The sequence below is a fragment of the Bacillus sp. FSL K6-1218 genome (assembly GCF_038006445.1).
In the GTDB taxonomy this organism is placed as follows: domain Bacteria; phylum Bacillota; class Bacilli; order Bacillales; family Bacillaceae_G; genus Bacillus_A; species Bacillus_A thuringiensis_S.
Map to the genome: position 1 here is coordinate 3,848,933 of NZ_JBBOVE010000001.1, position 26,862 is coordinate 3,875,794.

Consider the following 26,862-nt stretch of genomic DNA (forward strand, 5'->3'; position numbering starts at 1 on the left):
TTTCTTTATAAAATAAAAGAAACCCAAACCTAAAAGGCTGAGTTTCTTTTTGCTTCTCTTTCTTGATACTCGGTTGTATAGCGATAAGTACCGCGTGCCACGTCTCTTCCTTCTAAATTAACAGGCACTTCAATAACTAAATCTCCACCAAGCATTGGAATAACTTCACCACTAGAAGATGAACCAGATCCGTAATTAATCACTTGATTTGATACGCTGTTTGCCATAGCTTGTCTACTATTTGACATGCTTCCATACACACCACTCATGACACTCTTTAATCCTGATAATTGACTCACAGAACTAGCCATTATACGGCTAATGTCACCCATTAGTTGATTTATTTCTCTCGGCATAGCAAATTGTTGTCGTGGCATGGCCGCCACAATTCCTGCACCAATATCTCCAAGTGTCTTTTTATTTAGAGGAAGCACTGCTTCTCGCCCCGCTTCTCCTGCACCTTGCAAGTTTCCGCCATTCACTCCAAAGATAGTTGGTTTAGTAAAGATACCGCCTTTTGCACGCCAATCAATATTAATTCCTGACGGAAATGTAATATCTTTACCTAAAACATTTTTCGTGCTAGTTTGTAAGCTGAAGTGTGGAAGAGGTGGCATTTCTGGTTTTGGAATTTTCAACTTCAAGTCACTAAAGAATCCTTTAATCTTTCCAATAAATTTTTCTATACTGTCAACTGCATCTTTAATTGGATCTATAATGAAATGTTTTGCCGCTTCAAATTTTTCTTGAGCTGCATTCTTAACAGAATCAAATTTTTCCCGTGCTGTATTGTACATATCATTGAATTTCTCTTTTGCAGAATTATAAGCTGAAATAACTGGTTCAACGATGTATGTGTAAACCATCTTCCACGCTTCAAGTGTATAGCCTTTTATTTTCGCCCAAATTCCTAACATCCAATTGGATAAATCACTAAACTTTTCTTTTACTAAATTCCAAGTATCTTGTACAGGTTTTATAATATATTGTTTAAATAACCCCCATGCTGCTGATGTATATGATTTAACTGTCTCCCATTGTGAATTTAACCAAGAAACTAAATCACTGAACTTTTCTTTTACTAAGTTCCAAGTTTCTAGAACAGGTTGAATAATATATTGCTTAAATAGTCCCCAAGCAATTTGTGCCATAGCTTTTGCAATTTCCCATTGTGTACCAAGCCAAGTGACCATTTCACCGATTTGTGTACTTACCCAGTCGTAAGCTTCCTGAATCGGTTGAATAATATATTGACAGATTGCCGCCCATGCAATTTGTGCACCTGCCTGTATTAACAACCAACCAGCTTCTAAAACGGTAGAAACTGCCGAAATAATTGGATCTAAAACAGTAAGAATTGTATCCCATGTTTCTTGCCATGCTTGCGTTAATGTTCCCCACAATTCAGATGCTGTTTCAACTAAAGAGGACCACCAGGAGGAAGCAGTTTCAACAATGCCAGACCATAAACTACTAAAGAATTCACCTATCGGATCAAAGAAACTATGCATCATTTCTACGAAAGAAGACCATGCTTCAGAAAAGAATTCAACAGTAGAATTCCATGCATCGCTACACGCCTGCTTTACACCCTCCCATAAATCACTAAAAAATTGACCTACCGGATCAAAAAATTCGTGCATTGCTTCTAAAAATGAAGACCATGCTTCACTACAGGATTGGGATATCCCGTCCCAAAGCTCTACTAAGTACTCTTTAATAGAATCCCATGCTTCTATTGTCCAATTTTTAATATCATCCCAGTTTTTATAAATAGCCACTCCTAGAGCAACTATAGCGGCTATGATAATAGGAACAATAGCAACTATACCTAGTGCCGCGGCGGCCCCAATTTCAAATACCCCCATGACCGATACAACAATTGGTGCAATAGCCATAAGTGCCCCTGAAATTACTCCAATAGCCGTTGCAACTGCTGCTAATGTCGCTGCTAATTCTGGATTATTAGAAATCCAATCAGCAATACTAGCAACAACATCAGCAATTACTCCTAGTATAGGTTCAAGAGCCATTTGTAAATCGCCCATCGCTTTTTGGAACTTTACAGCTGGATTTGCATCTAATTTTTTAACAGATTCATTTAAGTTGTCTTGGTTTTGTTGAAGATCTTTTGTTTTCTTAGAAGCTTCAATTAAAGTGTTTGTTAAATTTTGACCTTGATCTTCAAACATAGTGGCTAGAACTTTAACCCCAACCTGATTTTTCTTAACTGGGTCTTCTATTCCGTCAATAGCTTTAGCTACTTCTACCATCGCTGCCGCGCCATCTCTTCCGCCTTTAGCGACAGATGCTCCCCATTTTTCTATTTGTTCAGTTGCAATACCAGAACCGTCAAGCGCTTCTTTTAAGGCCTTATCAGCTCCTTGTGCGAATTCAGTTAATTGGACCCTACCTTCTTTCAGTCCGTCTAAGAGATTATCAATCATTTATATTCAACGTGATTCGCAACGTCACGCCCGTTCTCTTATGAACTGCTATACGTCACCGTATAGATTAGACTATATCTTCAACTACTTGAGTTGCTCCCCGTTTCGAGTGTCATTTACTTACACCCTACGTCTTTCGACTAGTCGTTGCACGTTCCTTAATTAAAAGGCTTCGCTCAGTATTGTCTCATTTGAGAGTTTCACTGAATTAAAGGAGTTTTTCATTGTACGTCACCATACAAGGGAACTATAATCTAATTCCAACTACCTGTTTCAACGCCTGCTTCCATAATGGCTTGAACTTCCTCAGCTTTAAAGCCTGCACGGGTTAGCTGGCTACCATATTCAGCAATGATGTCTAACTGTTCTGGCGGAAATCCCATTTTTAACAAAGCATCAACCATACCAAGAGCACTATCTTGCGTTATTCCTAATTCATTTCCTATTTCATAGGTTTCTTGAATCAACTCTGTAAAATCTATACCTTCATAGGATTGCGCGATTGTTGCTGCACCTTTAACGATAGATGCATTCGCTTCATCACTAATATCTTTATTTAAAGCCCATTGCCTACGTACACCAGCAAGTGATTCTTCAGCATCCACTCCATAAGCTGTTACGCCTCTTATTGCTTCTTCTACTGATTTTTTCGAGGATTCAGGGACATCAAAAGATATATCAATTTTGGTTTTCAATTTTGACATATCAAGTGCTTTTTCAACAGCTGTTGCAATTCCACCACCAGCTGCTAATCCACCGATAACATTCTCTAATCCTACTTTTAGACCTTCAAACTTCTTCTCGGTTCTGCCAGCTTCTTGTTGTAAGTCCCTTAACTCATTTTGTACTTGTTGTATAGAGTTCCCAGCATCCACAGACCGGAGGGCACGTTGTAATTTTTCAATATCAGCTTCAGTTCCTAAAGCTTCACGACCAATAAGACCAATTGCTTGCTCTAACTGTCGACTTGTAGCCGATCCACTTTTAATTGCATTTACAAGACGATTACCTAATGCGCTCGCAAAATCATCAACACTTTTTCCTGTAGCACTAAATAAAGTTTCTAATTGTCGTGTTGAACTTGCTACATTTTCTTGTTCGGCTTTCATATTACCGAGTTTGTTTTTCAAACCATCAAGTGACCCTTGTGTAAATTCAATTTCACGCCTAAATGCGCGGTACTGCTCTTCTGAAATTTTCCCATTTTGAAATTGCTCTTGAACCTGTTGCTCCGCTTCTTTTAATTTATCGAGCTTTTGTGTAGTTTTTTCAATTTGTTGTGTAAGCAACTGTTGTTTTTGAGCAAGTGCCTCAACGTTACCAGGATTAAACTTTAATAAACGTTCAACATCTTTTAACTCTTTAGTCAAAGAATCACTTTGCTTATTCACGTCTTTTAAGGCGTTTTGTAACGGTTGCGTATTCCCTCCAATTTCAATCGTAATTCCTTTAATTTTTCCTCCTGCCATTATCTCACCCCTTTTTCTTAGAAAGCATTAAAGTCTTCTTGAGTTGCTTTTCGAACTTTTTCTTGTCCTGGATTTTTCATTTCAGCATACTCAGCTATATAATCAAAGCAATCACCAATCGTCATCACTTCTAAATCCCAATATGTGAGCTTTGCTTCATAACAAAGAGCAAGGAACAATTCAGTGCTTAATTCTTCATCACTGAAAGTCCCTTGCTCCCCATTAATTTTCTTTACTTTTTTTTTGCTCCCATTGTTTTTTGAACCATCTCATTAATTTCCGGCATTATATCGTAAATAGGAAACTCATCAAATCCTTCTAACCAAGTCATCGGGTCTGGAATTTCAGGATCAGCTGTTTTAGCGTATAACCAAACTAAATCGTAACAAACTTCAAAATCTACCTTGTCGAAATCTAAGTTAGAAAAATCAATAGTACCTTCTGTTGCATCTTGCGAAGCGAATGTACCTATAGCTCCTAATTTAAACATGTCGGCAAATAAATCCCGTCTAAATTGCGCCTTATATCGCTTGGCTGATGCTGCATTAGCTTTTAATTTGACCTGTTTTCCGTCTATTGTAATTGTCTTTTCCATTTACTTACGCTCCTTTTGGTAATGCAGGTACTTTTGTATACACTTTTTTGTACCAATTATTATAAATATCTGCTTTTGATTTAGTAGTAGTTTTCGTTTTAACCATACGTTTTCCATTAATATCAATAGGACTGGATACAAATTTAAGTTCATTTGTATTTGGCTCTGCTGAATTTGTTTTCGTTTTAGATGCAAGTGTTGGACGACTTGCAGAACAGTTAAACATAACGTGTCGAGTTGCTCGTACATCACCATCAAATTCAAATAATAATGCAAATGATTTTCCTTTCGCATCGGCTAACTCATTTAACACACCATCTTCTTCGTCTAATTCCTCTCCTAGTGCATCAATTGCAAATTGTTCCGGAATAGTCGCAATGGAAAGCGTTCCATCATACCCTTGGTTATTACTTGCAGCGTAATAAAGCATGTCATCAGCGTAGAATTCAATTAAATCCCCTCGTGGATCAAACGTTAATTCAACCGCACCAGGTAATGGAATTGGTGTATTAAATGTAACTACACCATCTTTAATATCGAAAAGCGCATAGTGGACATTCTTTAAACCAAATGCTACTTTATTTTCATTCATTTATATCAACCTCGTTTCATAAAATTTTTGATACATATTTTCAGATTCAATAAAAGTCCCATACGAGTCATAAGGAATCTCGTGATCATCTAGGACTTGTTCTAGCTTGGCTTCCGCAACTAAATCTTTCTTAGTTGTATAAAGCTCTATATTTACATCATTTATCTTGTGATACACCTTGTTATCAGCCATTAAATTTGCTGACCCATCCACAAGAAAACAGATATACGGTGGCGCTGGAACTGGATTCCCTGGTGTTGCTGTGAAATGCGAATAAGCCACAGGATAACCTGTAGCTTCAAGGATTTTTATAAATTCTCCTAATGTTAATGTCATGATTCAATTGCCCTTTCAATACGTTTCGGCAATTCATCAATTACATACTCTTCAACAGGACGAATATGCACTTTTTCCAGTACGCGGCCACCACCAGTTTTCGCATGGCCATTTTCTAAAAGATGCGTTAATTGTCCCTTTGTATTATGGATAACAACGGCTTTATCAACTTTTTTCTTTCGCCAACCTTTACGATAACCACCTGTTTTCTTAGGACTATTCTGTCTTAACTTACCTACAGCGATATCAGCTACATCTTCTTGTGCATTTATCAATTCTTCTTCTACAACATTTGCATATCTTTGTAATTCTCTAGCAAGCTCTCCCGCAAAATCATTCATATTAAACATACTCCTTTGCGATTATAGTCAATGTTTGATTCATTTCATCATCATTCATTGGCGGTTCGATGATATCAAAGATACGACCTTTCATATTAATTCGCATTTCTTCCGTAATACCAGAAGTGTATGGAATTACGAATCGATAAACTCGTGTAGCTTGTGAAGCGGAAGCTTCAATGTACTCAGATCCTTTCACTGTTTTTATCATCGCCCAGGCTTTTTTAAATTCTGGCCAAGATGTTTCGATTACTTGGTTTAATTCATCTTTTATTACTACAGGTTGTTCGATACGAATTCGATTGCGAAAATCTCCCGTATTCAATGGTTTCTTATACTGAAAAGGACGCATATTAATCACCGTCCAATTTAATTTCTTCTAACGCTTTATCAACACCTAAACTATTAATCTGACTTAAAAAATTCTTGTCAAAATACTCTAAGGCATCGTTATAGGCATAACGAGAGCGTTCAAAGACTAATTCCTTGAACTCCTCGTTATTATTTAAACCATAATCGCCACAAACTCTTAATAAAGCCTTATTGGACATAGAAAGGATACGCTTTAGGTTATCGTCTTCCTCATCTCCTAAGTGCATCCTTTCTTTGAACTCTTGCAATATTTCATCTGAAATCGTTGCGTTTCTCATTCATTTCACCCTTTATTTAGATTTTGTTTCTGCAGGTGGTGTAAATGAAATTGCTAAATCGTAAACAAGAGCCGCTTTATTATCTTTTGGTTTCCCATTAGCAAATTGTTTAATTGTATAAAGAGTAGCATCTTCGAAAGCTAATGTTTGATCAAATTCTTTTAGCTTGTATCCACCTGCGATTGCAGCAATATATTGTCCTTTTACAAAGAATAATGCTTTACCAACAGGAACTTCCTCACACTCGACAGGTTTAATGTTATAAGGCAATGCCATTACCCATTGACCTGTTGCGGTCTGGATTGTATTACGTGCTTGTACGCCAATCGCATCAATCGGGTTAACTACCATTACAATTTTATTTAATACTTTTCTGGATTTCCCTTTTGCATCAACAGATAAAGCTTTTACTACTTCATAAAGTTCGCCTGCTACAATTACCCCTTTATCAGACGGAGCAAATGTTAGTTTACCAGAAGATTTTTTATCAGTAACAGCGCCTGTTTCTGGATTTACATCTTTCATTAAACCAACTGGTTGATGCGCTACAGATCCGCCACCATTAATAAAGCCAAATTCTAGACCGACAGAATATGTTTCTACTAAAACAGTTCGAACATAACGTTCAATCCATTCCGGGCCAAGTTCCTTCATATCATTTGGAATTGCTGCAAATGCAGTTAATTTAAGTTGACCAATTTTTTCTTGTTTGAAGATGGCATCAATTTGCCCACGGATTTCACCGAATAACTCGCCCCATACATACGCCTTCGTTGCATCAGAATAAATAAACTTCGTAACTGCTCCTAAATCTTGCAAACCAATTTCAGCTAATAAGGGATGTTCCGTAACTAAATCTTCAAACACACGCTCTTGAGTCGTTACAGGAAGGATTGAGCCATCTGTAAATCCACCTTCTTTAACAACTGCATTGAAGAATTTTGTTTCTGCTGAAGTTAAAACATTTTGACCACGTTGCTGTAAAATTGAACGATCAAGCATATCGTTATTTACTTGTTCACGAACAGTATTTGCTACATCTGTTTGTAGTGCATCAAAGAAACCTTCAAACGCTGACGTTTGTTCTTGTTCTGTACTTTCCGCGTTAGTTAAAGTGTCCGTCAATTTTGCTTTTGCTTTATTAAATGCTTCAGATTTATTAAATTTAATCGTCATTATGTGTTTCCCCCAATTTTTATAATTTTAAAAGGAGCCCTTTAATCCCACTGTTTTTTACAGGTTTAGGATTCGGCTCCTTTGGTTCTTCTATATTGTTTTGTAAATCATTCAGGATTTCATTTTTTAATCCTGATAATGCTGCATTTAAATCTTCTTTTGTAATCCCTTGGCCTTTGTTCATTGTTCCATTTCTAAAGCCATCGATTACTTTCTGGGGAAGCATGGTGGCAATAGCAGTTGAAGCTGTCATTTTAACCTGATTATCCATAAACATAATTTCATCCACAAAATCATTTTCTAATGCTTGTTGCGGACCCATCCAAGTCTCTTCAGCCATCATATTAAGTAGTTCCTTTTCTGATTTACCGCTTTTAATGACATAAGCATTTACAATTGCTCTATCTGTTGTTTTCAACATTTCAGCTGCCTTTTCCATGTCACGATGATCTCCACCATTCCACATTGAAGCATTATGAATCATAATTTGTGCTGTAGGTGAAATTCGGACTTTATCACCAGCCATCGCAATAACAGAAGCCGCACTTGCAGCCAAACCAACAATTTGAACTTCCACATTACCAGGATAATTTTTTAATGCTGTATAAATTTCTGATCCTTCGTGTACATAACCACCAGGACTGTTAATCGATACAATTAAATCATCACCATTGGCATTAGTTAGTTCTTTTGAAATTTTACCTGGGCTTGCAGCATCCATTTCAAACCAATCATAAATCCAAGCTTCATCATTTGAAATTATTGGTCCTTTAACGTCAATTTTCACCGTCATTTGTATTCTCACCTCCTTCAGAATCAGTTAGTTTCGTATAGTTTTTCGTAATATGATGTGTATTTAAGTTAGGATCATCAGAAACTTCATATCCTACTTCTAATCGAATTTCATTTCCTGTAAATGCACTTGAAGAAATGAGTTTATCGATGCTTGTCGCAAGATCAAATATACTTTGATAAGAAACAGCTTTAATTTCAATTTTTTGACCTGAAAGATACTCTTCTTTTTCAAAAAATTTAACGTTTGCTTCATCTGAAATCTTTTTTAACAAAGGTTTTGCTGTGAAAAGCATGTAATTCTTTGTTTGCTTCTCTACATCAGCCATTTCACCATATATCAAAGCAGTTGGAATACCAAAAGCCATTGCTACTTGATTTAAGAAGCCATTTGTTACTTTATTAATTTCCTCCACACTCTGCCCAGAATTTGCTCCACCTGACGTTTCAGCATACTTAAAACCTGGTTGTTGTGGAATGATAGCGACATCTTTTTCTCCAATCGCTTTGTACATGTTATCAATGAACTCTTGCAGTTTTGATTGGTGTTCTTTGCTCTTTGCAGCGAGCATGTCCATATCAACTGTTCCGCGAATTTGATTCTTACGTTTTTGAGAACTTAATATTCTACCGAATAAATCACCATAATCAGTAAACAAACCATCGATAAGAGGTGATAACTTATCATTCCTGTATCTTAAATGAATGACTTCACTTTGTTTAAAACTTCTTTTAAACTGATAATCTTTTACAGTGACATTTGTAAAAGTATCTTCAAACACAGCATATTCGTTATGTTCAAAGTCATCAGCAATAAGTAGATCACCATCATCCGCTTGGATAATCAAAGCTTCATTATCATAAATAAGTTTGTAAATGAAACTCTCCCAAAAGGTACTTGCTGTCATATTCTTATTTGGTCTAACATTTAATCGGTAATAAAGCTCATCCTTTTCAAATTCTTCACCGTTTTTCACTCTGAATTCCGACTGACTTATTGTTCTTCCTAAAAAAGAAATACATGTATCAATCGCTAATCGCTTCATATGGACTCTATTTGCCTTTTCGATAAACATTTCCACATCAAACATAAATCCTACTTCACTATTTCTTTTAAATACTGCGTCCAACCATCCAATGATTATCACCCCCTTTATTAGAATTTAATACTGTCTAACATAAAGTCGAATTCATCCACAAGAATGTTATCCGCTTGCCATAATGCATGGATAAAGGCTTGGAATCCATCTGTTTTTCTCTTAAATTCATCTTTCTTCAAATATTCTTTGTTGCCGTCTTTTTTGATGTGGACGTAGACGTTATTGGTGTACCAACGCATTAATGGATTATCACCAAAAATAATACGATTGTTTGCAAATAACGTTTCTACCCTTGGCGCTAATAAAGAATGAATAGCTTTTGGGTTACGGATGTATAACAATATGAAACCTTCAGCTTCAAGTGCTGTTTTAACAAGATCAAGACGGAATGTATCAGCTACTATTGTGTTAAATCCGTATATCTCACGCATTTTTACAAACCAATCCACAATATGAGAGATATTAATAACCGGCTCATCCACAATAGTTAGTAAGCCATTTTCAGCCCATTCATAAATAGGCGCTTTTAATTTCACCTTGTCCAAGAATCCTTTACGTACAAATGAATGACCTTTCCATATATAATCTTCACCATGTTTAAATAGCAAGCCGACTGCTGCGAAGTCTTTGATGCTGGCGAAGTCGAGACCGCCTACTGCTACTTTGTGCTTTAAATCTGGAACTTCTCTCAGTGTTTCTCCATCTTCTTCAAAACCAGTACGCATGATTTCTTCCCATGAAGCTACAGACTTTGTTAAATCTACTTCCGGTATATTCATCCTCTTAGTCATGAAATTTTCTCTATTAGACGGATCGTTTTCTAGATTTTTATACTGACGCATAACTTTCTTAAACAACCCTCTAGCGTATTGACCCATTGGCTTACTAAACATTGGATTTGCTTTTTCCCACATATCAGGATTATCTACTTCTTCAGCGTTATCAAGCTTACAAATAAAAGGAAACAATCTATCTTCTTTTTCTTTCCCTTTCAGGATATTCATAGCTCGCTCTTTCATTTTGTCAAGATAACCCTCACGAACAAATCCATCTGTGGTAATAAAAAATTCCCTAGAGTTAGGAACTTTACCTAAACCGCTAGAGAACACTTCTACAACATCGCTATTTTCATATCTATGTATCTCATCGTAAATAACACACCCGTCCCTTAACGAGTCTTTACTCCCTGCATTAGACGTATGAAATTCAAAAGTCGAACGAGTAGCTTTATTTGTTATCAATTGTTTTGTTGATACAAATAACTCGTCTAATATTTCATGTTTTTTATTCTTTTCATAAACATCTATAAAAGAAGTTTTAGCTTGTCTTTCTGTATTAGCAACTACCGATACGTTGTAATGCTCAATACCGTGCAATTCGCTAATAAAGAAGTGTGTCAATGCACTAATCAATCCGTTTTTACCAGCACCCCTTGCCATCATCCAGAAGTGTTGATCAAAATAAACATCCTCATATTCATCAAACAAAAACACAAATGCTATTAAAAATTTCTGAAAGGAATTTAATTTGAAATGCCACTTTTCTATGAAAGTTACACATTTATGAATTAAATCCACATCAAAATGTAAATCATTACGAGTTAATATATCTTGCTTTAAATAATTTATAAGCATGATACGTTCTTTATTTAATACCACTGTTCCTATTTCATATAGTTCTATATATTCACTTACATACTTATGAACAATCATATTAAATCACTTGCCGAATATTTCTTAATTTCTTTTTTATTATTTCCTTCTGGCAACAAATCCGTTAGTTGTTTAATGACCCTTTGATATGATTGATCACGAGTATTATATAACCGGGCAACAGGTCGTTCTCTTTCATACGGCTCTGTTTTATCAGATTGTGAGAACATTTCATAGTCACCATTCTCAGATATATCCATCCACATCTCATTTAATAAAACTCGTAATCTTGCTGCCTGAATAATTAATCCTTCAACCACTTTTAACTTACTAGGTGGGATGTCTTTAAATAATCTTTTCAAACGATTTTTTTCTTTGTTAACTAGCACCTCACGCTCATCAATATCCGCCATAATATCACCTCGATTCAATCATATTTTCATACTGGGTAGGGGTCCTATACGAGACAACTTAAAAATCTGGAAAAACGACCCCCTCCTCCGGTGCCCCTTAGAGCAAATTTTGCTGAAATATTTTAAGGGGGGGGAGTATTACTGAATCATTTTTACCACTTTTCATCGTTTTCCCATTTGTTCGGTTTCTTTTCAAAGGATCTTCCATGTTCTTTATTATGGCAATCCACACAGACTGTTTCTAGATTATCTTTTTCTAATGCAAGTTCTGGATGATGTTCAAGTTCTTTTATATGATGGACAACGAGTTGAATCTTCTTGCGCTTTGCGCTCTCACTATATTCATTGGTATCTGTTTGAACTCGACCATTGCGCTTACACTCTTGGCACTCATAGTTGTCGCGCTTCTTTACTTGTTTTCGTATACTCTTCCACTCAACACTGTCATAAAACTTACGCTTCTGTTGTTTGGTTTTATATTCTTTCATACCTACTTCTCAATCTCTTTCTTATGAAACTTACTAGCAATCTTCATTGTGATTAATGCTGGCCACACAGGCGTGAAGATACACATAACTAAGAACATTACTATGATAGTAATTGCTTCCTGTTTAGTATCGCCCTCATCATCTTTCAACATCTTACGTAAACCTGATTGCATACCAGAGGAAACGTATATCATACCTACAATTAGATAACCTAATAACCACAGCATCTATCCTCACTCCTTACTCAATAAGAATTCAATAATCGTTTTATCCAATACATTAATAAGTGATTTTCTTGTTTGTTTCAGTGTCATATCATCACTAATTTCATTGCACAAAACTACAGCCTTTTCTAATTTCTATGGATCAATATGTTCCTCTACTAACCCCAAACCAATAGCATTATTTATTAAGTTACCTATAATAGCTGTTTGTTCTTTTTCTTCCTCCAAAATAAAAAGCACCCAAATGGATGCTTAGATTAAACTTATTCACTATTACTTTCATCATCATCTGATTTCGTGCCTAACATGCTTCCTATATCAGGTGGCAAAGTTAACTCTATACCAGCTACTGGCTGATTATCCTCATTAAAATAATACTTCTTCACCTTATTCAATTCTTTATTTTTCTTATTTCTACTCATATTCCTCCACCTTTTACGTATGATATTTTACACTTTACTTAATATGTTCATTGGAAAAGATAATATACTATTTTTAAACTTTCACACGACTTATATATTTTTTTTGGAAAATAAAAAGCACTCACTCTTGAGTGCTAAAACCAATTGATTTAAAACCACTTTATAATTTTAGTAAATAAATATATTACTAACACTAATAAAATAGGATATATAGCTATTAGTATGTTCATTGTTTTATCTTTTATATTATAATACAATATTTCTGATTTGAATTTTGTTCGGTTATCCTGAGTCGATATGTAAAAATCAATATTCTGGTGGTTTTCCTTACCGATAATTAATTTTTCATACTCTCTCTGGTAACCCTTTAGTATTACAATATCTAACTTTTCACCACTTGCTTTACACCTATCAATTTTATTTGTAAGCACGTCCAATTGTTGATAATTGGCTTCAAAATCCCCCGCTCTTTCCTTATAATTTCTCAAACTTAAAAACATTGTGAAATAAGTTAAAGATAATGAAAGCACAAGAAGAATTTTAGTTGCTGTTGTACCCGATTCCCCTTGTTGGTTAAGAAACCACACTGAAAGTATTAAAACCACTAATGAATAAAAATGAGTTACCTTTTCATAATAATTATGCTTTTTTCTTAATCTTTTTGATGCTTCAATTCTTGATTGTCTAGTTTTTTTTATTCTTCCTTTTAAGTCTTTAAATTCCTTTTCTAACAAGTCAATATCTTGTTGTTCGTTCACTATCAAATAGCCCCCCTCTATCTTTCAATTATCGGATTACTTTAATCTATCAACAATACCTATAGTTCGCTAAGTTACGACACAAAGCAGAAGAGCAACCATTCATCAGTTGCACTTTTAATATAAATTATCTTTTAACAGTTTTATTACAGCCATTTGGAAATTTAGCACATCCAAAAAACTTTCCATATGGGCCCGTTTGAGGCACCATTTTTATTCCACAATCACAAATTGGATATTTTTCTTCCTCTTCTTTTATTCTTTGTAATCTTTCTTTATACACATCAACAGCAATTAGTGTATAATCATCAGTTCCTTTACCATAGCTAAAAATCTCATGTCCACAATCACAATGGAAAACATACCCTTCATCATTGTATGGATTTCTTTTATGAAAAAGATAATACTCTTTTCCGCATGAAGAACAAGTTTTTAAATCCATGCTGACACCCCCTATTTATATTATCAGACAGATTATGACAGTTTTCTAGCGAAATCATTCGACGATAACCGACAATAACAATTATAAAATCTGAATTCCTTCTCTTATTTTATTATATTATTAATATAATCCATTTTTTAAATAGTTTGTATAATGATAACTTACCTTAAGTAAATGTTAAGTTCTATATATGTAATCCAAAATAAATGCACCCGAATGGATGCTTTTCTATCAATTATTTATTTGTCTTTTAATTACGATATGTGAAATTTTATCCTTCTTCCAATTACCTAATACTACTACATTCAGCTATCTCAACATTATTAAGTGACTGGAAGAAGAGCAAAAGCTCTCCTTAATAACGGTATCATTCAACCATTACCATCTGCTGGTTTCGGATTTTATGTGCCGTCATTATGAAACCGTTTAGACAACATATAGTTTATAAAGGAATTTTTATGAGTTGTGTTTTCCGCCACTTCTCATAATACAAATATATCACGTTGCTTCCAAAACAACCGGCACATTTCCTGCCAAAAAGCGGTCACGACTCTGCCACTACTTTAATTTCTAACAAGCCTCGTATCAAAGTACCTTATTACTAATGTAGATTTGAGCAATTGAAACAGTTTTAATATATCTGTCTTAGTAATTGCATCATAATCATGAAAACCATGTGCTATTGAATTACGATTAAGTTCTTGACATAATTCATTTGGAACGCCAACAAATATTTTGTGTAACATCCGAATTACCGAGAGTGAAAAAACTTTAGTAAATTGTTCTTCTTCTACCTCGCTATATTTTTCAGGATTAATTGCTTTAGTAATCCTAAATATTATTGGTTTTTGTCTAACTGATACCATATCTACATTTATATTACCGTCACCCCAGGTTGCAAGAACATGTTCAAATGCAGCAAACAATGGCATAGCACATAATTTATAATATCCTGCTTTAAATGCTTCATAAGTCTCTTGTATTAGTGTTACATGAAGTTCGTACATAGGATCTTTAACAATCTCTTCTATATATGAACTAAGATTTTTACTAACATATTCTGATATATGTTCTTGAGTCATCTCACCCTCTTCAACTGCATCAAAAATTTCAAAATCTAAGCACCAAAAATTCTTCTCATGTTCTTTCAATAACATATCAATTTCTTTTATTCTCTCTGCTGCTGCATCACTAATTGAGTCCCAATCAATGATATCCATTAGACTTGTAATATGATGGTTTACCTCTGAAAAAACGTACATATTTTCTACAAAACTATCTTGTATGTCTATAATAGGTTGCTGTATTGCTCTTATAACCTCCATAGCACTTTGTTGTATATCTTGTATACTTTTGATAATCTGGGCCTTATCTTGTGTCCCCTTTCTTACTTCTTCTTGTAACCTTTCTTTTATTCTATTACGTTCATCTTCTTTATTTCTTTCTCGCATTGTCTCCCCTCCTTTCTTTATTTAACATTCTATCATTTATATTCAGTTACCCATATCTTATATTGTGTGTAACTGACCCTATCGTGAAATCCCTTAGTATCATTGATTTCATTTAACTTTGTCTTTTGAGTTACACAGTACGAAAATTATGAGTAACTGTATAGAGATACCACCAGCATTTTGCAAAATAACCTACGCTAAGCAAAAAAATAAAATAAGCTGCCCATATGGACAGCTTATTTACATAATTATCGTTACCAGAAGTAAAATTCAGTTCGAAAATAGCTAATTTTATCAGTTGTTGAATGTCTAAAAAAAATCAAACCAATGATATTGTTGAGATCCTTTGGCAATTTCTTGCTGTGATGACTATCATAGTGACTTTTTCTTCAGCAACAACTATTAGTAGCTAATTACCATAAGGACTTATTTTTGAAATTTGCTATTTTTTAGAAAGTGTGTTAATTTAAGAAAGACCTATTTTTGTTTGGCTTGAGATTAAGAATAAATTTTGTTTTTCGTCTAAGGTATTTGAGCAAGGGTAGTAACATATGTGTGGGTATCCACACTAGGAGGCAACAATTATGGAACAAGGTAAAGTAAAATGGTTTAATGCAGAAAAAGGTTTTGGATTCATCGAGCGTGAAGGTGGAGAAGACGTATTCGTACATTTCTCAGCTATCCAAATCGACGGTTACAAATCTTTAGACGAAGGACAAAGTGTAACGTTTGAAGTAGAACAAGGACAACGTGGCCTACAAGCTACTAATGTTCAAAAAGCTTAATATTAGCTGATAAAAGACTCTCTTGTAGAGTCTTTTTTTATTTTGTTACAATATTCCGAATACAACTTTTTTAAGGGGATTTGGGGTGCTTAACTTTTAATGAAAAAGAAATAAGCAATAATTAGATTTTAAACCTAGTCATTGCTTTATCCATTGCATCTTGGTTAACACCTATATAACGTAACGTGACCTTCTCTGACGAGTGATTGAATATCTCCATGAGTAATGCTATGTTTTTTGTTTGCATGTACATATGGTACCCGTACGTCTTTCTTAGGGTATGCGTTCCGATTTCATCTAATCCAAACTCTGCCGCTGCTCCACTTAATATCTTATATGCCATGCTACGACCGATTGGACGATTTCTACCTTGTCTGCTTTGCAATAAATACTCATTGTCTTCTCTTTCTACAATAAACCATTTAAGTTCTCTTTTCAGTGCTGCAGTAATTTGTATTCGTTTCTGTTTCCCTGTTTTCTTTTCCCGCATAGATATGTGACTGCCTTTAACATCCCCTACTTTCAATTTCAAAATATCTGAGATTCTGAGACCTGTATTAATACCCATAATGAAGAGAATGTAATTACGTAAGCTCTTTTCCCTAAAGTACTCTTTTAACTGCTGTATTTGCTCTGGATCACGTATTGGCTGAACAAAATTCATTATTCATTCCCTCCAGTTTCTTCAGTTTCATAAACTTCTAATCTAAGAGCAAAAGCTAATTTATAAAAAGCATTAGATTTATTTCGTCTATACGTACGCTCACTCATACCAATTTCGTTATAAACCATGTAATCAAAGACTTCTTCATCTTCTAAATATCGTTTTACAATAATATCCCTTTGGTTTTTACTAAAACGACTTAATGCTTTATCAATTTGAAAAGATAAACGTTGTAATTTCACTTCTCTTTCACTCATAGCAACATTTGCTAAAGCAATATCTTCAGCTGGCTTCCCTACTATATTTGTTGGACCGTGATATCTTACCTCGCTAGATGCTGTAACCTTCATCTCATGTCTAATCATCCCAAGTTGTCTATAAATACGAACATTTTCAAGAATCTCTTCTAAACGAGTCTGCGTTGCTTTGCGATCAATTTTAGGTAAAAAAGTTAATTGCGCCATATATAAAAACACCCCTTATATATTTTGTTAATAAAAACAAAATAGCGGACACCAAACTACAGAGCAATATCACTAATGCTCTTATAGTTCGATGTCCGCTGGTTCTTCCAGTAGGACTAAATGTTTAATTTGGATTATTATATCATTTTCTCATATTTTAGTAACCTTTTATTAGAAAAGGATTATTTTGTTCAAATTTAATTCCCTTTAAATAAAGAAATTCTATATAATGTAATTAACAACTATAAGGAGATGTAGTAATTGTTAAAATTCTTATACATAATAATTTTTATTTATTTTATATTTTTAATCTTTTATTTAATATTCGATTATATAAAAAAGGAGAAACTTAAAAAAATTTATATAGAAGAACTTCGCCAATCAAGTATTTATGAGATTGATCGTATGAATGGACGACAATTTGAAGAATACTTGAGTTACTTATACGAATTCTTCGGATACCAAACAGAAGTTACAAAAGGATCTGGTGACTTTGGAGCTGATTTAATCCTAAAAGATAATAATGAAACAATCATTGTGCAAGCAAAACGTTATAGTAATAAAGTTAGTCTCCAAGCTGTTCAAGAAATCGTTGCAGCAAAAAAATACTATAATGCTAACCATGCATGGGTTGTAACTAATAATTATTTCACAGCACCAGCACGTAAATTAGCTGATGCTAATGATGTTTTACTTGTAGATCGTGATTTACTTGTAAAATTAAGTGCACAAATGAATCGTCAAACCAATCAGCAACCGACAGACTTAGAACAGAGCAGCTATTAAAAGCTGACTGTTCTTTTTTTCTACAAAATGAAATTTTTATTAAGAAAGCTTATTTATACCTTTCAATTGATCGTTTTCTAATTCAAGCTCACTTATTCTTCTCTGCAATTTTTGTATGGTGTTTATAGCCATATACGCTGTTTCTTTAACCTCTTCTTCATATTCCTGGCGACTCACTTCTTTATCTGTATTACCTCTAAGGTGCCACAATTCTGATAAAGTTTTATCAACTCTCAATTAATCCACCTCGCTTTCTAACAAAATAGCGTTTTTATTGAAAAATCATTTTGATTCATTTTCTATATGGTATAATCTGTATTATTTACTTTTCGAGAAGGGATAACGCAATGAGAGAATACTTTGGTTTCATTTCAATGTTTTTAACTGCATTCTTATTTTTCAATCTGTATTTTGTCGGTCCTGTTTTAATTTTGATACCTATCTCAATTGTTTTAGCTATTTTGGCTCCGAAAGGTACAGCCAAAACATTTGCTTTTATTAGTTTAATAATTTTAGGCATTGTCTTCGCTTGCATATACATTCTCCTCTCTATGATTGGTTCGGGATTAGCTGAAACTCATCTCAGATAATCCCTTTCTTTGGTGGCATATTACTTTCACCTCGTTTTTCTACAAAATTCAAATTTGATTATAATAACTGTGTTTTTCGTTCTTCCATACGAATTACTTTTCCACTTTGATATACAAATGATTGTTCACCAAATCCACTTTGAGGCGGTTCTATTAGTTGGACCTGACCATTTTTAACGATATATATTCCGTTTATTTTCAAATCTATTTCAGCTGTCATTTTAATAAGATTTTCTTTTCTAATTCCCACCAAGATCACTCCCATATGTTATAATTACTTTGTCGAAGTAAGTTGAGAGTGATCTCAGCTTTTTTTATTTGTCTACAAATATCGCACAACGTTTTCTGGAACAAATGATTGTTCGAGTGACAAATGGAGCCGAATTGGAATCGGCTTTTTCTCATCCCGTGCTCGCTTACACATTTCTTCTGCTTCTTCCCATACAAATTGCTTATCCTCCGCTCGTTTGTAACGCCAGATCCCTATTACGTAATCTTCAAACAACTCATACCGCTCATCAGGTGCTATCGTTGGTTTTAATTCATCAATCGCCTTGGCTTGACGTGGTATTTGCACAACTACATCTGTATACCTTAATTTTGAACTCAAACGGTGAATATGAGCTTTCTTAGGATCAAATGATACAACTGGTTCCACGTCAAAAATTGTTAATTGTTTTGGCATTGTTTTTCCCCTCCAATACCTGCAAGCTTGCAATTAAGATTCCTTCAAGCTGCGTTAACGTTAGTTGATCTAATGTTTGTCCATTAATTTCCGATAATCCCAGACCTAATAGTTTGCGAATAATTACTAGTTTTCTACGTTCTACTTCCTGACGTAACAACATGACTAGGCCTCCTGTTGGTGATTGAACTTCCGCTCTAAATTTACAAACTTACTAAATTCTTTAATAAATGCTAGTTCAACAACACCAACTGGACCATTTCTCTGTTTCGCTAAAATAATTTCTGTTATGTTTTTATTTTCTGTCTCGCGGTCATAGTAATCTTCACGGTATAAGAATGCAATTAAATCCGCATCTTGCTCGATTTGACCATTCTCACGTAAATCTGATAGCAACGGTCTCTTATCTTGCCTGCTTTCCACAGCACGACTTAACTGTGATAATGCAACTACACATACATTTAGCTCTCTTGCCATCAGTTTTAACTTACGACTAATCTCACCGATTTCTTGCATGCGGTTCCCTCTATGCTTTGGATCCCCCTACAATAAGCTGTAAGTAATCAATTGCAATTAAAACCTTTTTATCAGGGTACTTACGCTTTAATTTCCTAGCCTTTGCATAAATCTCTTGCATCGTTACATTTGCTTTATCGTAAATTTCTAATGGCAAATCATTAATCAATCCCATCGCTTGACTAATCTTTTCCCAATCCTTTAAATTACATAGCTTCTTAGGATTTTTTAATTTCGTAGCATCTATATTTCCAGTACTTGAGATCATTCTCTTTAGTAGCTGCTCCTCCCCCATCTCGAGCGAGAAGATTCCTGTTGCTGTATGAGCACTTGCCGCATGAAAAGCAACGTTTAACACAAATGCTGTTTTCCCCATTGAAGGTCGGGCCCCAATAATAATTAAATCGCCTTCTTGTAACCCTGCTGTCATTCTGTTCAGGTCGTCATAACCAGTTGGTATACCGGTTAAATCTCCTACATCAATTTGCATGTTCTTATACAAATCAACCAGCGTATCTTTCAAGTTAAAATCATCTGAGTAACCCGTTTCTTCAATGGCGCTTAATTCATCAATTGATGTACTAATAGCACTCATGTCCCTATCTTGCTGAAGGCGGTTATATAAGTTACCAGCAACCTCCTGAGCATGTCGCATTTTCCAAGCTTCGATAACTAAGCCTTCGTGATACGAGAAATTTTTAGTAGTCGTAACAACTTCTGTTAAGTTTACAAAGAATTCAATTCCGCCAATTTGATGCATAAAGCTTTCATCGAATTTTCCAATGAGAGCAACAAGATCTATCGGAACTTCAGCATCCTCTAATTCTCTCATTGCCTTGAAAATCACTTGGTGCGTTGGTAAAGAAAACTGTTTTACCTTTAGCTGACAATCTTTAATTAAATCGCCTTCTTGGATAATGCTACCTAAAACACTTTGTTCAGCTTCTACATTACGAATCATATCGTTACTCATTTGGCCAACCACGCATTCTGTTGGTTAAGTACTGCGAGTTCTTCTTCTGTTGGAATGTTCTGCTCCCATGCTTGTTGCTGCTGTATTACGCTTTTAGTAGATTCCGATAAGCCTTTTTGTTGATAAGGTGTTTGTGTCTGTTGCTGAGCTTTCGTTAATCGCTGAGCACGAAATGCTTTATCAGCTGCCTCAACATCAGTTACTGTTTTAAAACCTTTAAGATGCCAGTCTCTTAAAATCGTATTTACGTAAGACATGTTTCTCGTATTCTTCTCTAAAGCAATCTCCATAGCCTTAATAACTAGCTCTGCATTTAAATCATCGATCCAAGCATAAATACCATCTGCGATAAAAGGTGTAACGAATCCGAAGTTTTGCTCGTAAAAAGAAATTGGATTAACCTCAACAACTTCTTCCGCGCTTGCGCGTTCTTCTTGTTGTTGTTCTTTTTCTTCTTCTTTTTCTTTTTCTTCTTCCTTGCTAGGGTCTTGGAAGCCCCTTATAAGCCCCTCCAAACGGACTGATAAATACTCCTTAATACGAGGGATTTTAAAATCTTGTTCTCGTTCTAATTGCAAGCAAGTTTCATAGAAATCAACTAAAAAATCCTGGTCCTTCACAGATTGAATCTCTTTTAAAACACACTTTTCAATGTTTACATTTTTAATTGGATTGAATTTCAACCAGTTGATTAAGAACAATTCTTTTGTTTTTTTGTTGTAATTAATTTTTCCATACTCAGCAAAACGTTCTAATAGCTTCATAACAGTTTCACGGTTATATCCTGTATCAGTTTCAATGATACGAAGTGGAAGCTCATAAATTCCTGATTGAGACGTCTTACTGTTTGTCATCAAATATAAGTAGAAATACTTCTCCTCCGGTGTAAGATCTAAAACAAATGAATCCTGCCAAAATGAAACGTGTACTGGTCTATAAACTGCCATATTATTCATCCTCCCGTTTACATATCGCGAATCCGTCCTCTACACGTAATAAGCGATAATTCTTGTATCCTATTTTGAGATATTGTTTTACTAAGTAAATTAGGTGTTGCTCTGATGTTGCTTGTTGAAACACTTCAGGGTTCAGCAACACTCTATGTAACGATTTGTTTAATAGCATGTAGCACACTCCGTTGTTATATGAATGCTAATTTGATATAATTAATCCTAAGATCTTTTGCAAGACCGTTTGTCTATCACTCTGCCAAGTGATAGATCTTTTTATTTTCTACGTGTTACTAACGAAGCGTTAACTCCTCTTGCTCTTAAATCTTTAATCACTACACGATAACTCATAGATGCCTCATGTTCCTCTTTTGTATCACGAAGCATTTTAAATTCTCTTATACATCGCTCCAGCTCTTCTTCCCAGTGATTTGATTCTTCGGTTGATTCTGCATTAAACATGTTATGAATACATTCACTCATACAGTTACGAAGTTTATTCGCAAATGAAAAATCTCCAGGAAGAACTAGATCATGAAGACGATTGTTTTTATCGTTCATGAATTACATCTCCTTTCTATTTAAATTGATGCTGTACGCATCGTTACAACCAGAAAGGAACATTGTAGAGGTAAGGGAGGAATAATCCCCTTTCTGGTCATAACGACAAGCACAGCGGCTTGTCCAAATGATTTATATAATGTTATAATTGCTTTACGATATTTTTCAGAGCTACTGTTGTCTAGGCGGTAGCTTTTTTATTTACCCATTTATGTTTCAAAATAAATGATGCTTCAATAATTTTGATTCGAATCCCCAACAATTTCTTCTCTTGCTTTAACTCAACTGTTTTTACATCCTCATTAAGTAATTCTGCTATTTTAATTTCACCAGTTAGTTTTGCATCATATCGAATTAATTCCTTGTATTCTCTTAGACTCGGTTTCTTATAATCTACTGTCATTTTCCTTCCTCCCTTAAAGCACCTTTGTTAAATTCATTAAGCTATCCACCGATTGAATAATAACGTTCTCCGCCATAGCCTTTTGCAACCAACTTCTTTGTATTTGTTCCATAATGCCAAAATGAACTTGCTCAAGAGCTTGTACTACACATTGAGTAGCTTGGATTGTATCGAAGATTTCTTTTGCATGAACTGCGTATTCATGTTTCTTTTTTTCATCATGCTTCCATGACCTTGTTGTAACTTGTAAGTTCATGATTTCCTTTGCTGCCGCAATTCCCTCTTCAGCTTGTTTAATGTAGTTCATCAATTGTAGATTTACATCTTGAGTTAAACGTGGATCTGTAGGCGGTAATCCAACACCATAAATATGTTTAATAGCTTGTTGATTCAACTTTGCTCCTGTTGCATGGCACCAATCCATCGCAAGTTCAAATTCTGGTTTAGAAAGTCCAGATTCAATACGGGTTAATCGTTCATGCGTAATACCAAGGTACTTAGATAACCCTTTCTTTGTTTTCAGCTGAACATTGTCACAACATTCTCTAGCATTCTGTAATAATTCTCCTATTGCTGAATTGCAGTATATGCTTGTTCCCATATCTGTTCGCCTCCATATTTAGTTTTCAAATGGTTACAATGAACTTAGTACATATGTAACTTGTCTACTTTTCGTATAAAAAGAGAGGAACTATTCCTCAACATTTGCTTTTACTTGTATCTCTTTGATGATGGCCCAACCAGCCTTGTAATATGCTTGACGGATTTTATCAATATCCTTTTGTGATTTTGGCTCAGGAGCCACAACATGGACTTTCGTTTTTCCAAATTCATAGGTCGCCGCATATTCTTCTTGTTGGCTCATGGTGTCACCTCTTGAAGTGCTTTTTATATGTTTATGCGACGGTTCTGTTGGTACTGCCATGTTAGTTGATGGCATTTTCTCACCTACTTTCATTAATCAGGTCTTATTTTTTATTAACATACCAATATTTAAATCTTCATCACTTCAAAACTTTGCAAATCGAATAGCGAGTAGGTAAAAAAATATCTTCCTTTCTTTTCCCATATAGCTTGGCTATTTGATCAGCTCTCTCTGTACTAATTTGTCGCTGTCCATTTTCAATTTGCGATAGGTATCCACCTGAAATACCTAAATTCCTTGCAGCTTCTTCAATACTAATCCCTAATTCCATGCGGATTTCTTTTGGACCATCCATTTCATTATCACCGCCTAAAACTTTGCATTTTGTGTTGTTACCCAAAATATACTACTCGAAACGCAAAGTGTCAACGCATTTTGCAAAGTTTTTGTCAATTCATTTCAATTTTTGCACTTTGCAAAGTATAATTAAACTTAGAAGATGAATAGGAGGATTCCTATGATTGGAGAGAATTTGCGCAAATTAAGAAAAAAAAATAACCTAACTATGAAAGAGTTAGGTCACAAATTAAATCTTGCTGAATCGACAATATCAGGTTATGAAAATGGGAACAGAAAACCTGATTATGATACTTTAAATAAGTTTGCAGATTTCTTTGAGGTTTCAACTGACTATCTTTTAGGTAGAAATGTTACTCAAAAAGACATTGATACCTATAATCCCCTATTAGATCCTGAGCTAGGTATATGGTTCAAAGATATTAAAGATGCTTCTCCTGAAAAACAGGAAGAACTTAAATTATTTTGGGATTTTCTTAAAGAGAAAGAAAAGAACCGTAAAATTGGGGATAAACAACGTTAATTAAATAGTGTCAAAAGATATGCACTTTGAAATGCATATTTTTTGACACTATTCATTGAATATAAGTTAATACATTACAATTTAATTTGGAATTCTGGTTTCAAAATCATTATTTATACGAATATATTAATTTATATTAAATGAGAATCCTTTTTAAATAGTTAACCTTACGCTTATAAAAACATAATAGAATACAATAATCAAAAAGGCAGTTACTGCCTTTTTGATTATTGTATTCTATTAAAACTATTCTTTTATCTATATATTTATCACAACAATGAAGTTCAGGTGTTCAAAGCGCTAAATTTAAAATACATATGGCTTTTATAACAACAAGGTAGAAAGTTATAATCGAAATTGATTTTTCTACTATCCTTTTGCCAATATTATTAAGAATTTATTTTGAAGCCCCTCGAACAACATCATAAATGTTTTAAAACAGTATTTTCATAGAAGGAAAAGGGGGTATTAATATTGAAACAACTGGAAGTAGAATTATTCCTAAAAGAATTAGGTGACGATCAGCCGGGCATGAGTAAACCTGTTATGGTCATCGCGGATGATGGCGAACAATATATACTAAAAAACCAAAATGTATTTGATCCACGCCCACAGAAATGGGTTATTTGGGATTGTATGTTTTTACAAGAAACTTTAGTATATAATATAGCTAAACACCTGCAAGTTCCTATCCCAGAGTGTGCTGCCATTACAGTGGATAAAGAATTTATTGACCACGCTCCTACCTTAAATTTTAAACACCGATATAGTCCGGGTGTTTACTTTGGAAGTAAGGTCCTAGAAAATGTTGAAAATAATTTATTAGATGGGTATCAACAATTATTAAATTTAGGTAAACCATATGTAAAAACGTCTTGGAACAATTTTTTCAAAAAAATCACAAATAAAGACGACATTCCAAAAATTATTGCGCTGGATTTACTTACAGCGAATTTCGATCGTTTCGGCAATACGGGTAATATACTTATTTCTCGTGAAAATACAGAGCGTAAAATGTATATCATTGATCATGGTCATGCATTCTTACTACCGTCTTGGTCCATACAAAAAAGAGAATTTATGATGCAAGCATCACAAAACCCTGCCTATATCCAAAATATATTACAAACACTTCATGGTGCTACTGGAAATCAACCATTCTCTGGCCTAGGAAAAATCTTTAGAGCTTTAGAGCAATATATTGACATTTCCAATCCAAATCAACATTGTTTTCAAAATATAGTCCATGAAATTGAAACAATTTCTCCACCACTCATCAATGAATGGCTTACTGATATCCCTGAGGAGTGGTTTGTTGATAAAGCCAACCAAATTCCTTTATATACAAGATTCCTTATGCAACAAAAGGAATTAATTCGCATATTAATTAATCATATGGCTATGTTAGGTGCTTTTGATAGCCATACCGGAGGTGACTTATCATGGATAAGCAAAAGAACTGGTACTCTATAATTCGATACATGCCTAATACAATAAGAGGCGAAGTTTTAAATGTTGGATTAATGCTCCATAATCCTGAATCCGGAGAGCTAAAGTATCAAATTTTAGACTCTAACAACACAAAACTCAAATGCTTATTAGCAAATGATGTTCAACTAGAAACCTACAGGGTTCATAAAGAGGTTATTGACTACTACTTACATACCCTCCCTACTGAAGGGACATTGCTGGACCCTAATGCTTTTACAAACGCCTTTTTGGAAGAGCTTAATAGTAATTTACCCAATGGTTTTAAACTTAGTGAACCTACATTTTCCAAAACAAGTAACATTGATAGATTATTTAAAACCTTACTTGAAACATATGTTGGAAAAGAGTTTTTACTATCTGTCAGCGATTACCTACAAGTTAACACTAAAAAATATATAAAAAAATATTTTGATGATAGAAACTTGGTAGGTACTAAAGTTAAATACAATGCAAAATTAACACCTATTAAAGATATACATGATATGCAATTTACAATTGACTTCGTTTATAAAAATGGTGTAATTAACCTTTTACAAGCTGCTCCTTCAAATAAAGACCATTTGAATAATTGGTTTGCTAAAATTAACACCTTACTTGAAACATATAAAAAAGAATCAGGTCTGTATGTTTTTTATGATAATAAAAATCCTTTTCATACTGATGACTTGCTATGGGATATGATAAATTATCTGCAAGTTAAAGATTCGAGAGTTAAACATCTTGATATAAATTCAAATGATTTTATAGACCTATGCAATCGTATCGAGAGTGATGGACAATTAATAGAGGACTTTGAATCTGAATTATCCGTTTCTTAACACAGCCTTTAGAAAAGCCTTTTCTAGGCTTTTCTTTTCCTTCCAAAAAGAACATATGTTCCAAAGTTATATTATGGAGTGAA

At 34.4% G+C, this 26,862-nt stretch carries 37 protein-coding genes and 3 pseudogenes; 5 read left to right on the plus strand and 35 right to left on the minus strand.

Features of this window, described 5'->3' with window-relative positions:
• Positions 1 to 29: 29 nt before the first annotated feature.
• From MHI26_RS19420 to MHI26_RS19520, 21 genes and pseudogenes are all read right to left on the minus strand, one after another.
• Positions 30 to 2,444: a phage tail tape measure protein gene (locus MHI26_RS19420; RefSeq protein WP_338153088.1), complete on the minus strand. Its 2,415-nt coding sequence runs from the start codon at positions 2,442 to 2,444 to the stop codon at positions 30 to 32.
• A gap of 263 nt (positions 2,445 to 2,707) precedes the next feature.
• A pseudogene (locus tag MHI26_RS19425) lies at positions 2,708 to 3,916 on the minus strand (hypothetical protein); the annotation flags it as partial.
• Positions 3,917 to 3,933: 17 nt separating this feature from the next.
• On the minus strand, positions 3,934 to 4,095 hold the full coding sequence (locus tag MHI26_RS19430) for a hypothetical protein (RefSeq protein WP_000477704.1): 162 nt from the start codon (positions 4,093 to 4,095) through the stop codon (positions 3,934 to 3,936).
• Positions 4,096 to 4,148: 53 nt separating this feature from the next.
• Positions 4,149 to 4,511, minus strand: a complete 363-nt coding sequence (locus MHI26_RS19435) for a hypothetical protein (protein ID WP_000415912.1) — start codon at positions 4,509 to 4,511, stop codon at positions 4,149 to 4,151.
• A gap of 4 nt (positions 4,512 to 4,515) precedes the next feature.
• Positions 4,516 to 5,103: a major tail protein gene (locus MHI26_RS19440; RefSeq protein ID WP_001004906.1), complete on the minus strand. Its 588-nt coding sequence runs from the start codon at positions 5,101 to 5,103 to the stop codon at positions 4,516 to 4,518.
• A complete protein-coding gene (locus tag MHI26_RS19445; protein ID WP_061666394.1) occupies positions 5,104 to 5,439 on the minus strand; it encodes a hypothetical protein in 336 nt (111 codons plus the stop codon).
• Entirely contained in the window at positions 5,436 to 5,780 is a 345-nt protein-coding gene (locus tag MHI26_RS19450; protein ID WP_061666393.1) for an HK97 gp10 family phage protein, read from the minus strand. Before MHI26_RS19450 ends, MHI26_RS19445 begins: the two co-directional genes overlap by 4 nt.
• 1 nt (position 5,781) lies before the next feature.
• On the minus strand, positions 5,782 to 6,132 hold the full coding sequence (locus MHI26_RS19455) for a phage head closure protein (protein ID WP_061666392.1): 351 nt from the start codon (positions 6,130 to 6,132) through the stop codon (positions 5,782 to 5,784).
• A gap of 1 nt (position 6,133) precedes the next feature.
• Positions 6,134 to 6,430, minus strand: a complete 297-nt coding sequence (locus tag MHI26_RS19460; protein ID WP_061666391.1) for a hypothetical protein — start codon at positions 6,428 to 6,430, stop codon at positions 6,134 to 6,136.
• A gap of 12 nt (positions 6,431 to 6,442) precedes the next feature.
• Positions 6,443 to 7,606, minus strand: coding sequence for a phage major capsid protein (locus MHI26_RS19465; RefSeq protein WP_000152777.1), 1,164 nt, complete (start codon positions 7,604 to 7,606; stop codon positions 6,443 to 6,445).
• Positions 7,607 to 7,625: 19 nt separating this feature from the next.
• The gene (locus tag MHI26_RS19470) at positions 7,626 to 8,399 is read right to left on the minus strand and encodes a head maturation protease, ClpP-related (protein WP_061666390.1); all 774 of its coding nucleotides are present in this window, start codon (positions 8,397 to 8,399) and stop codon (positions 7,626 to 7,628) included.
• The gene (locus tag MHI26_RS19475) at positions 8,383 to 9,546 is read right to left on the minus strand and encodes a phage portal protein (protein WP_416808912.1); all 1,164 of its coding nucleotides are present in this window, start codon (positions 9,544 to 9,546) and stop codon (positions 8,383 to 8,385) included. Before MHI26_RS19475 ends, MHI26_RS19470 begins: the two co-directional genes overlap by 17 nt.
• A gap of 8 nt (positions 9,547 to 9,554) precedes the next feature.
• On the minus strand, positions 9,555 to 11,210 hold the full coding sequence (locus tag MHI26_RS19480; protein ID WP_061666389.1) for a terminase TerL endonuclease subunit: 1,656 nt from the start codon (positions 11,208 to 11,210) through the stop codon (positions 9,555 to 9,557).
• Positions 11,207 to 11,563 (minus strand): hypothetical protein, encoded by a 357-nt coding sequence (locus tag MHI26_RS19485; RefSeq protein WP_000763336.1) that lies wholly within the window; start codon positions 11,561 to 11,563, stop codon positions 11,207 to 11,209. The genes MHI26_RS19480 and MHI26_RS19485 overlap by 4 nt, the downstream gene beginning before the upstream one ends.
• A gap of 152 nt (positions 11,564 to 11,715) precedes the next feature.
• Positions 11,716 to 12,051, minus strand: a complete 336-nt coding sequence (locus MHI26_RS19490) for an HNH endonuclease (protein WP_061666388.1) — start codon at positions 12,049 to 12,051, stop codon at positions 11,716 to 11,718.
• 2 nt (positions 12,052 to 12,053) lie between these two features.
• Positions 12,054 to 12,278 (minus strand): hypothetical protein, encoded by a 225-nt coding sequence (locus tag MHI26_RS19495; protein ID WP_061666387.1) that lies wholly within the window; start codon positions 12,276 to 12,278, stop codon positions 12,054 to 12,056.
• A 6-nt stretch (positions 12,279 to 12,284) separates the two neighbouring features.
• A pseudogene (locus MHI26_RS19500) lies at positions 12,285 to 12,506 on the minus strand (hypothetical protein).
• 32 nt (positions 12,507 to 12,538) lie between these two features.
• Entirely contained in the window at positions 12,539 to 12,697 is a 159-nt protein-coding gene (locus tag MHI26_RS19505) for a hypothetical protein (protein ID WP_098446989.1), read from the minus strand.
• Positions 12,698 to 12,846: 149 nt separating this feature from the next.
• Positions 12,847 to 13,455: an SLATT domain-containing protein gene (locus tag MHI26_RS19510; RefSeq protein WP_225988048.1), complete on the minus strand. Its 609-nt coding sequence runs from the start codon at positions 13,453 to 13,455 to the stop codon at positions 12,847 to 12,849.
• Between the two features lie 127 nt (positions 13,456 to 13,582).
• The gene (locus MHI26_RS19515; RefSeq protein ID WP_061666385.1) at positions 13,583 to 13,897 is read right to left on the minus strand and encodes a hypothetical protein; all 315 of its coding nucleotides are present in this window, start codon (positions 13,895 to 13,897) and stop codon (positions 13,583 to 13,585) included.
• Positions 13,898 to 14,460: 563 nt separating this feature from the next.
• A complete protein-coding gene (locus MHI26_RS19520; protein WP_061666384.1) occupies positions 14,461 to 15,348 on the minus strand; it encodes a hypothetical protein in 888 nt (295 codons plus the stop codon).
• A gap of 584 nt (positions 15,349 to 15,932) precedes the next feature.
• Between MHI26_RS19520 and MHI26_RS19525 the strand changes: the two genes are divergently transcribed.
• A complete protein-coding gene (locus MHI26_RS19525) occupies positions 15,933 to 16,133 on the plus strand; it encodes a cold-shock protein (RefSeq protein WP_000434821.1) in 201 nt (66 codons plus the stop codon).
• Between the two features lie 121 nt (positions 16,134 to 16,254).
• On the opposite strand, the gene MHI26_RS19530 is transcribed toward MHI26_RS19525, so the two are convergent.
• Together MHI26_RS19530 and MHI26_RS19535 are read right to left on the minus strand one after the other, a co-directional pair.
• Positions 16,255 to 16,797, minus strand: coding sequence for a site-specific integrase (locus MHI26_RS19530; protein ID WP_061666383.1), 543 nt, complete (start codon positions 16,795 to 16,797; stop codon positions 16,255 to 16,257).
• A complete protein-coding gene (locus MHI26_RS19535; protein WP_000068015.1) occupies positions 16,797 to 17,261 on the minus strand; it encodes an ArpU family phage packaging/lysis transcriptional regulator in 465 nt (154 codons plus the stop codon). Before MHI26_RS19535 ends, MHI26_RS19530 begins: the two co-directional genes overlap by 1 nt.
• Before the next feature lie 405 nt (positions 17,262 to 17,666).
• Between MHI26_RS19535 and MHI26_RS19540 the strand changes: the two genes are divergently transcribed.
• A complete protein-coding gene (locus MHI26_RS19540; protein WP_225988047.1) occupies positions 17,667 to 18,047 on the plus strand; it encodes a restriction endonuclease in 381 nt (126 codons plus the stop codon).
• Positions 18,048 to 18,086: 39 nt separating this feature from the next.
• Here the strand turns inward: MHI26_RS19540 and MHI26_RS19545 are convergent, their stop codons facing one another.
• The 12 genes and pseudogenes from MHI26_RS19545 to MHI26_RS19600 all read right to left on the minus strand — a co-directional run bounded on the left by MHI26_RS19545 (position 18,087) and on the right by MHI26_RS19600 (position 23,945).
• Positions 18,087 to 18,284: a hypothetical protein gene (locus MHI26_RS19545; protein WP_061666382.1), complete on the minus strand. Its 198-nt coding sequence runs from the start codon at positions 18,282 to 18,284 to the stop codon at positions 18,087 to 18,089.
• Between the two features lie 85 nt (positions 18,285 to 18,369).
• Positions 18,370 to 18,582 (minus strand): hypothetical protein, encoded by a 213-nt coding sequence (locus MHI26_RS19550; RefSeq protein ID WP_061666381.1) that lies wholly within the window; start codon positions 18,580 to 18,582, stop codon positions 18,370 to 18,372.
• A 113-nt stretch (positions 18,583 to 18,695) separates the two neighbouring features.
• Positions 18,696 to 18,887 carry a DUF3954 domain-containing protein gene (locus tag MHI26_RS19555; protein ID WP_000512845.1) on the minus strand — a complete coding sequence of 64 codons (192 nt, stop codon included), beginning with the start codon at positions 18,885 to 18,887 and terminating at the stop codon, positions 18,696 to 18,698.
• Between the two features lie 72 nt (positions 18,888 to 18,959).
• Positions 18,960 to 19,322, minus strand: a complete 363-nt coding sequence (locus MHI26_RS19560; protein WP_061666380.1) for a hypothetical protein — start codon at positions 19,320 to 19,322, stop codon at positions 18,960 to 18,962.
• The gene (locus tag MHI26_RS19565; protein WP_061666379.1) at positions 19,297 to 19,485 is read right to left on the minus strand and encodes a hypothetical protein; all 189 of its coding nucleotides are present in this window, start codon (positions 19,483 to 19,485) and stop codon (positions 19,297 to 19,299) included. The genes MHI26_RS19560 and MHI26_RS19565 overlap by 26 nt, the downstream gene beginning before the upstream one ends.
• A 2-nt stretch (positions 19,486 to 19,487) precedes the next feature.
• Positions 19,488 to 20,811, minus strand: a pseudogene (gene dnaB, locus MHI26_RS19570) (replicative DNA helicase).
• Positions 20,808 to 21,758 (minus strand): DnaD domain-containing protein, encoded by a 951-nt coding sequence (locus MHI26_RS19575; protein WP_061666378.1) that lies wholly within the window; start codon positions 21,756 to 21,758, stop codon positions 20,808 to 20,810. The pseudogene dnaB and the gene MHI26_RS19575 overlap by 4 nt, the downstream one beginning before the upstream one ends.
• A gap of 279 nt (positions 21,759 to 22,037) precedes the next feature.
• The gene (locus tag MHI26_RS19580) at positions 22,038 to 22,322 is read right to left on the minus strand and encodes a hypothetical protein (RefSeq protein ID WP_000998370.1); all 285 of its coding nucleotides are present in this window, start codon (positions 22,320 to 22,322) and stop codon (positions 22,038 to 22,040) included.
• 181 nt (positions 22,323 to 22,503) lie between these two features.
• The gene (locus MHI26_RS19585; protein ID WP_000215318.1) at positions 22,504 to 22,725 is read right to left on the minus strand and encodes a hypothetical protein; all 222 of its coding nucleotides are present in this window, start codon (positions 22,723 to 22,725) and stop codon (positions 22,504 to 22,506) included.
• A gap of 13 nt (positions 22,726 to 22,738) precedes the next feature.
• Positions 22,739 to 23,326, minus strand: coding sequence for a hypothetical protein (locus MHI26_RS19590; RefSeq protein WP_000537277.1), 588 nt, complete (start codon positions 23,324 to 23,326; stop codon positions 22,739 to 22,741).
• 90 nt (positions 23,327 to 23,416) lie between these two features.
• Entirely contained in the window at positions 23,417 to 23,665 is a 249-nt protein-coding gene (locus MHI26_RS19595) for a hypothetical protein (RefSeq protein ID WP_001141266.1), read from the minus strand.
• 64 nt (positions 23,666 to 23,729) lie between these two features.
• Positions 23,730 to 23,945 carry a helix-turn-helix domain-containing protein gene (locus MHI26_RS19600; protein ID WP_061666377.1) on the minus strand — a complete coding sequence of 72 codons (216 nt, stop codon included), beginning with the start codon at positions 23,943 to 23,945 and terminating at the stop codon, positions 23,730 to 23,732.
• A gap of 162 nt (positions 23,946 to 24,107) precedes the next feature.
• Here MHI26_RS19600 and MHI26_RS19605 point away from each other — a divergent pair, with 162 nt between their 5' ends.
• The 3 genes from MHI26_RS19605 to MHI26_RS19615 all read left to right on the plus strand — a co-directional run bounded on the left by MHI26_RS19605 (position 24,108) and on the right by MHI26_RS19615 (position 26,779).
• Positions 24,108 to 24,470 carry a helix-turn-helix domain-containing protein gene (locus MHI26_RS19605; RefSeq protein WP_061666376.1) on the plus strand — a complete coding sequence of 121 codons (363 nt, stop codon included), beginning with the start codon at positions 24,108 to 24,110 and terminating at the stop codon, positions 24,468 to 24,470.
• A 474-nt stretch (positions 24,471 to 24,944) separates the two neighbouring features.
• Entirely contained in the window at positions 24,945 to 25,943 is a 999-nt protein-coding gene (locus MHI26_RS19610) for a HipA family kinase (protein WP_061666375.1), read from the plus strand.
• A complete protein-coding gene (locus MHI26_RS19615; protein WP_061666374.1) occupies positions 25,913 to 26,779 on the plus strand; it encodes a DUF3037 domain-containing protein in 867 nt (288 codons plus the stop codon). The genes MHI26_RS19610 and MHI26_RS19615 overlap by 31 nt, the downstream gene beginning before the upstream one ends.
• Positions 26,780 to 26,862 lie beyond the last annotated feature (83 nt).

What these genes read in the sequence shown, in the direction of transcription:
- MHI26_RS19435 (WP_000415912.1), bottom strand. Translation starts at nt 4,511, where the DNA reads ATGGAAAAGACAATTACAATAGACGGAAAACAGGTCAAATTAAAAGCT.
- MHI26_RS19440 (WP_001004906.1), bottom strand. Translation starts at nt 5,103, where the DNA reads ATGAATGAAAATAAAGTAGCATTTGGTTTAAAGAATGTCCACTATGCG.
- MHI26_RS19445 (WP_061666394.1), bottom strand. Translation starts at nt 5,439, where the DNA reads ATGACATTAACATTAGGAGAATTTATAAAAATCCTTGAAGCTACAGGT.
- MHI26_RS19450 (WP_061666393.1), bottom strand. Translation starts at nt 5,780, where the DNA reads ATGAATGATTTTGCGGGAGAGCTTGCTAGAGAATTACAAAGATATGCA.
- MHI26_RS19455 (WP_061666392.1), bottom strand. Translation starts at nt 6,132, where the DNA reads ATGCGTCCTTTTCAGTATAAGAAACCATTGAATACGGGAGATTTTCGC.
- MHI26_RS19460 (WP_061666391.1), bottom strand. Translation starts at nt 6,430, where the DNA reads ATGAGAAACGCAACGATTTCAGATGAAATATTGCAAGAGTTCAAAGAA.
- MHI26_RS19465 (WP_000152777.1), bottom strand. Translation starts at nt 7,606, where the DNA reads ATGACGATTAAATTTAATAAATCTGAAGCATTTAATAAAGCAAAAGCA.
- MHI26_RS19470 (WP_061666390.1), bottom strand. Translation starts at nt 8,399, where the DNA reads ATGACGGTGAAAATTGACGTTAAAGGACCAATAATTTCAAATGATGAA.
- MHI26_RS19480 (WP_061666389.1), bottom strand. Translation starts at nt 11,210, where the DNA reads ATGATTGTTCATAAGTATGTAAGTGAATATATAGAACTATATGAAATA.
- MHI26_RS19485 (WP_000763336.1), bottom strand. Translation starts at nt 11,563, where the DNA reads ATGGCGGATATTGATGAGCGTGAGGTGCTAGTTAACAAAGAAAAAAAT.
- MHI26_RS19490 (WP_061666388.1), bottom strand. Translation starts at nt 12,051, where the DNA reads ATGAAAGAATATAAAACCAAACAACAGAAGCGTAAGTTTTATGACAGT.
- MHI26_RS19495 (WP_061666387.1), bottom strand. Translation starts at nt 12,278, where the DNA reads ATGCTGTGGTTATTAGGTTATCTAATTGTAGGTATGATATACGTTTCC.
- MHI26_RS19505 (WP_098446989.1), bottom strand. Translation starts at nt 12,697, where the DNA reads ATGAGTAGAAATAAGAAAAATAAAGAATTGAATAAGGTGAAGAAGTAT.
- MHI26_RS19515 (WP_061666385.1), bottom strand. Translation starts at nt 13,897, where the DNA reads ATGGATTTAAAAACTTGTTCTTCATGCGGAAAAGAGTATTATCTTTTT.
- MHI26_RS19520 (WP_061666384.1), bottom strand. Translation starts at nt 15,348, where the DNA reads ATGCGAGAAAGAAATAAAGAAGATGAACGTAATAGAATAAAAGAAAGG.
- MHI26_RS19525 (WP_000434821.1), top strand. Translation starts at nt 15,933, where the DNA reads ATGGAACAAGGTAAAGTAAAATGGTTTAATGCAGAAAAAGGTTTTGGA.
- MHI26_RS19530 (WP_061666383.1), bottom strand. Translation starts at nt 16,797, where the DNA reads ATGAATTTTGTTCAGCCAATACGTGATCCAGAGCAAATACAGCAGTTA.
- MHI26_RS19535 (WP_000068015.1), bottom strand. Translation starts at nt 17,261, where the DNA reads ATGGCGCAATTAACTTTTTTACCTAAAATTGATCGCAAAGCAACGCAG.
- MHI26_RS19540 (WP_225988047.1), top strand. Translation starts at nt 17,667, where the DNA reads ATGAATGGACGACAATTTGAAGAATACTTGAGTTACTTATACGAATTC.
- MHI26_RS19550 (WP_061666381.1), bottom strand. Translation starts at nt 18,582, where the DNA reads ATGCAAGCGAAGACAATGCCTAAAATTATTAAACTAATAAAAGCAAAT.
- MHI26_RS19560 (WP_061666380.1), bottom strand. Translation starts at nt 19,322, where the DNA reads ATGCCAAAACAATTAACAATTTTTGACGTGGAACCAGTTGTATCATTT.
- MHI26_RS19565 (WP_061666379.1), bottom strand. Translation starts at nt 19,485, where the DNA reads ATGTTGTTACGTCAGGAAGTAGAACGTAGAAAACTAGTAATTATTCGC.
- MHI26_RS19575 (WP_061666378.1), bottom strand. Translation starts at nt 21,758, where the DNA reads ATGGCAGTTTATAGACCAGTACACGTTTCATTTTGGCAGGATTCATTT.
- MHI26_RS19580 (WP_000998370.1), bottom strand. Translation starts at nt 22,322, where the DNA reads ATGAACGATAAAAACAATCGTCTTCATGATCTAGTTCTTCCTGGAGAT.
- MHI26_RS19585 (WP_000215318.1), bottom strand. Translation starts at nt 22,725, where the DNA reads ATGACAGTAGATTATAAGAAACCGAGTCTAAGAGAATACAAGGAATTA.
- MHI26_RS19590 (WP_000537277.1), bottom strand. Translation starts at nt 23,326, where the DNA reads ATGGGAACAAGCATATACTGCAATTCAGCAATAGGAGAATTATTACAG.
- MHI26_RS19595 (WP_001141266.1), bottom strand. Translation starts at nt 23,665, where the DNA reads ATGCCATCAACTAACATGGCAGTACCAACAGAACCGTCGCATAAACAT.
- MHI26_RS19600 (WP_061666377.1), bottom strand. Translation starts at nt 23,945, where the DNA reads ATGGATGGTCCAAAAGAAATCCGCATGGAATTAGGGATTAGTATTGAA.
- MHI26_RS19605 (WP_061666376.1), top strand. Translation starts at nt 24,108, where the DNA reads ATGATTGGAGAGAATTTGCGCAAATTAAGAAAAAAAAATAACCTAACT.
- MHI26_RS19615 (WP_061666374.1), top strand. Translation starts at nt 25,913, where the DNA reads ATGGATAAGCAAAAGAACTGGTACTCTATAATTCGATACATGCCTAAT.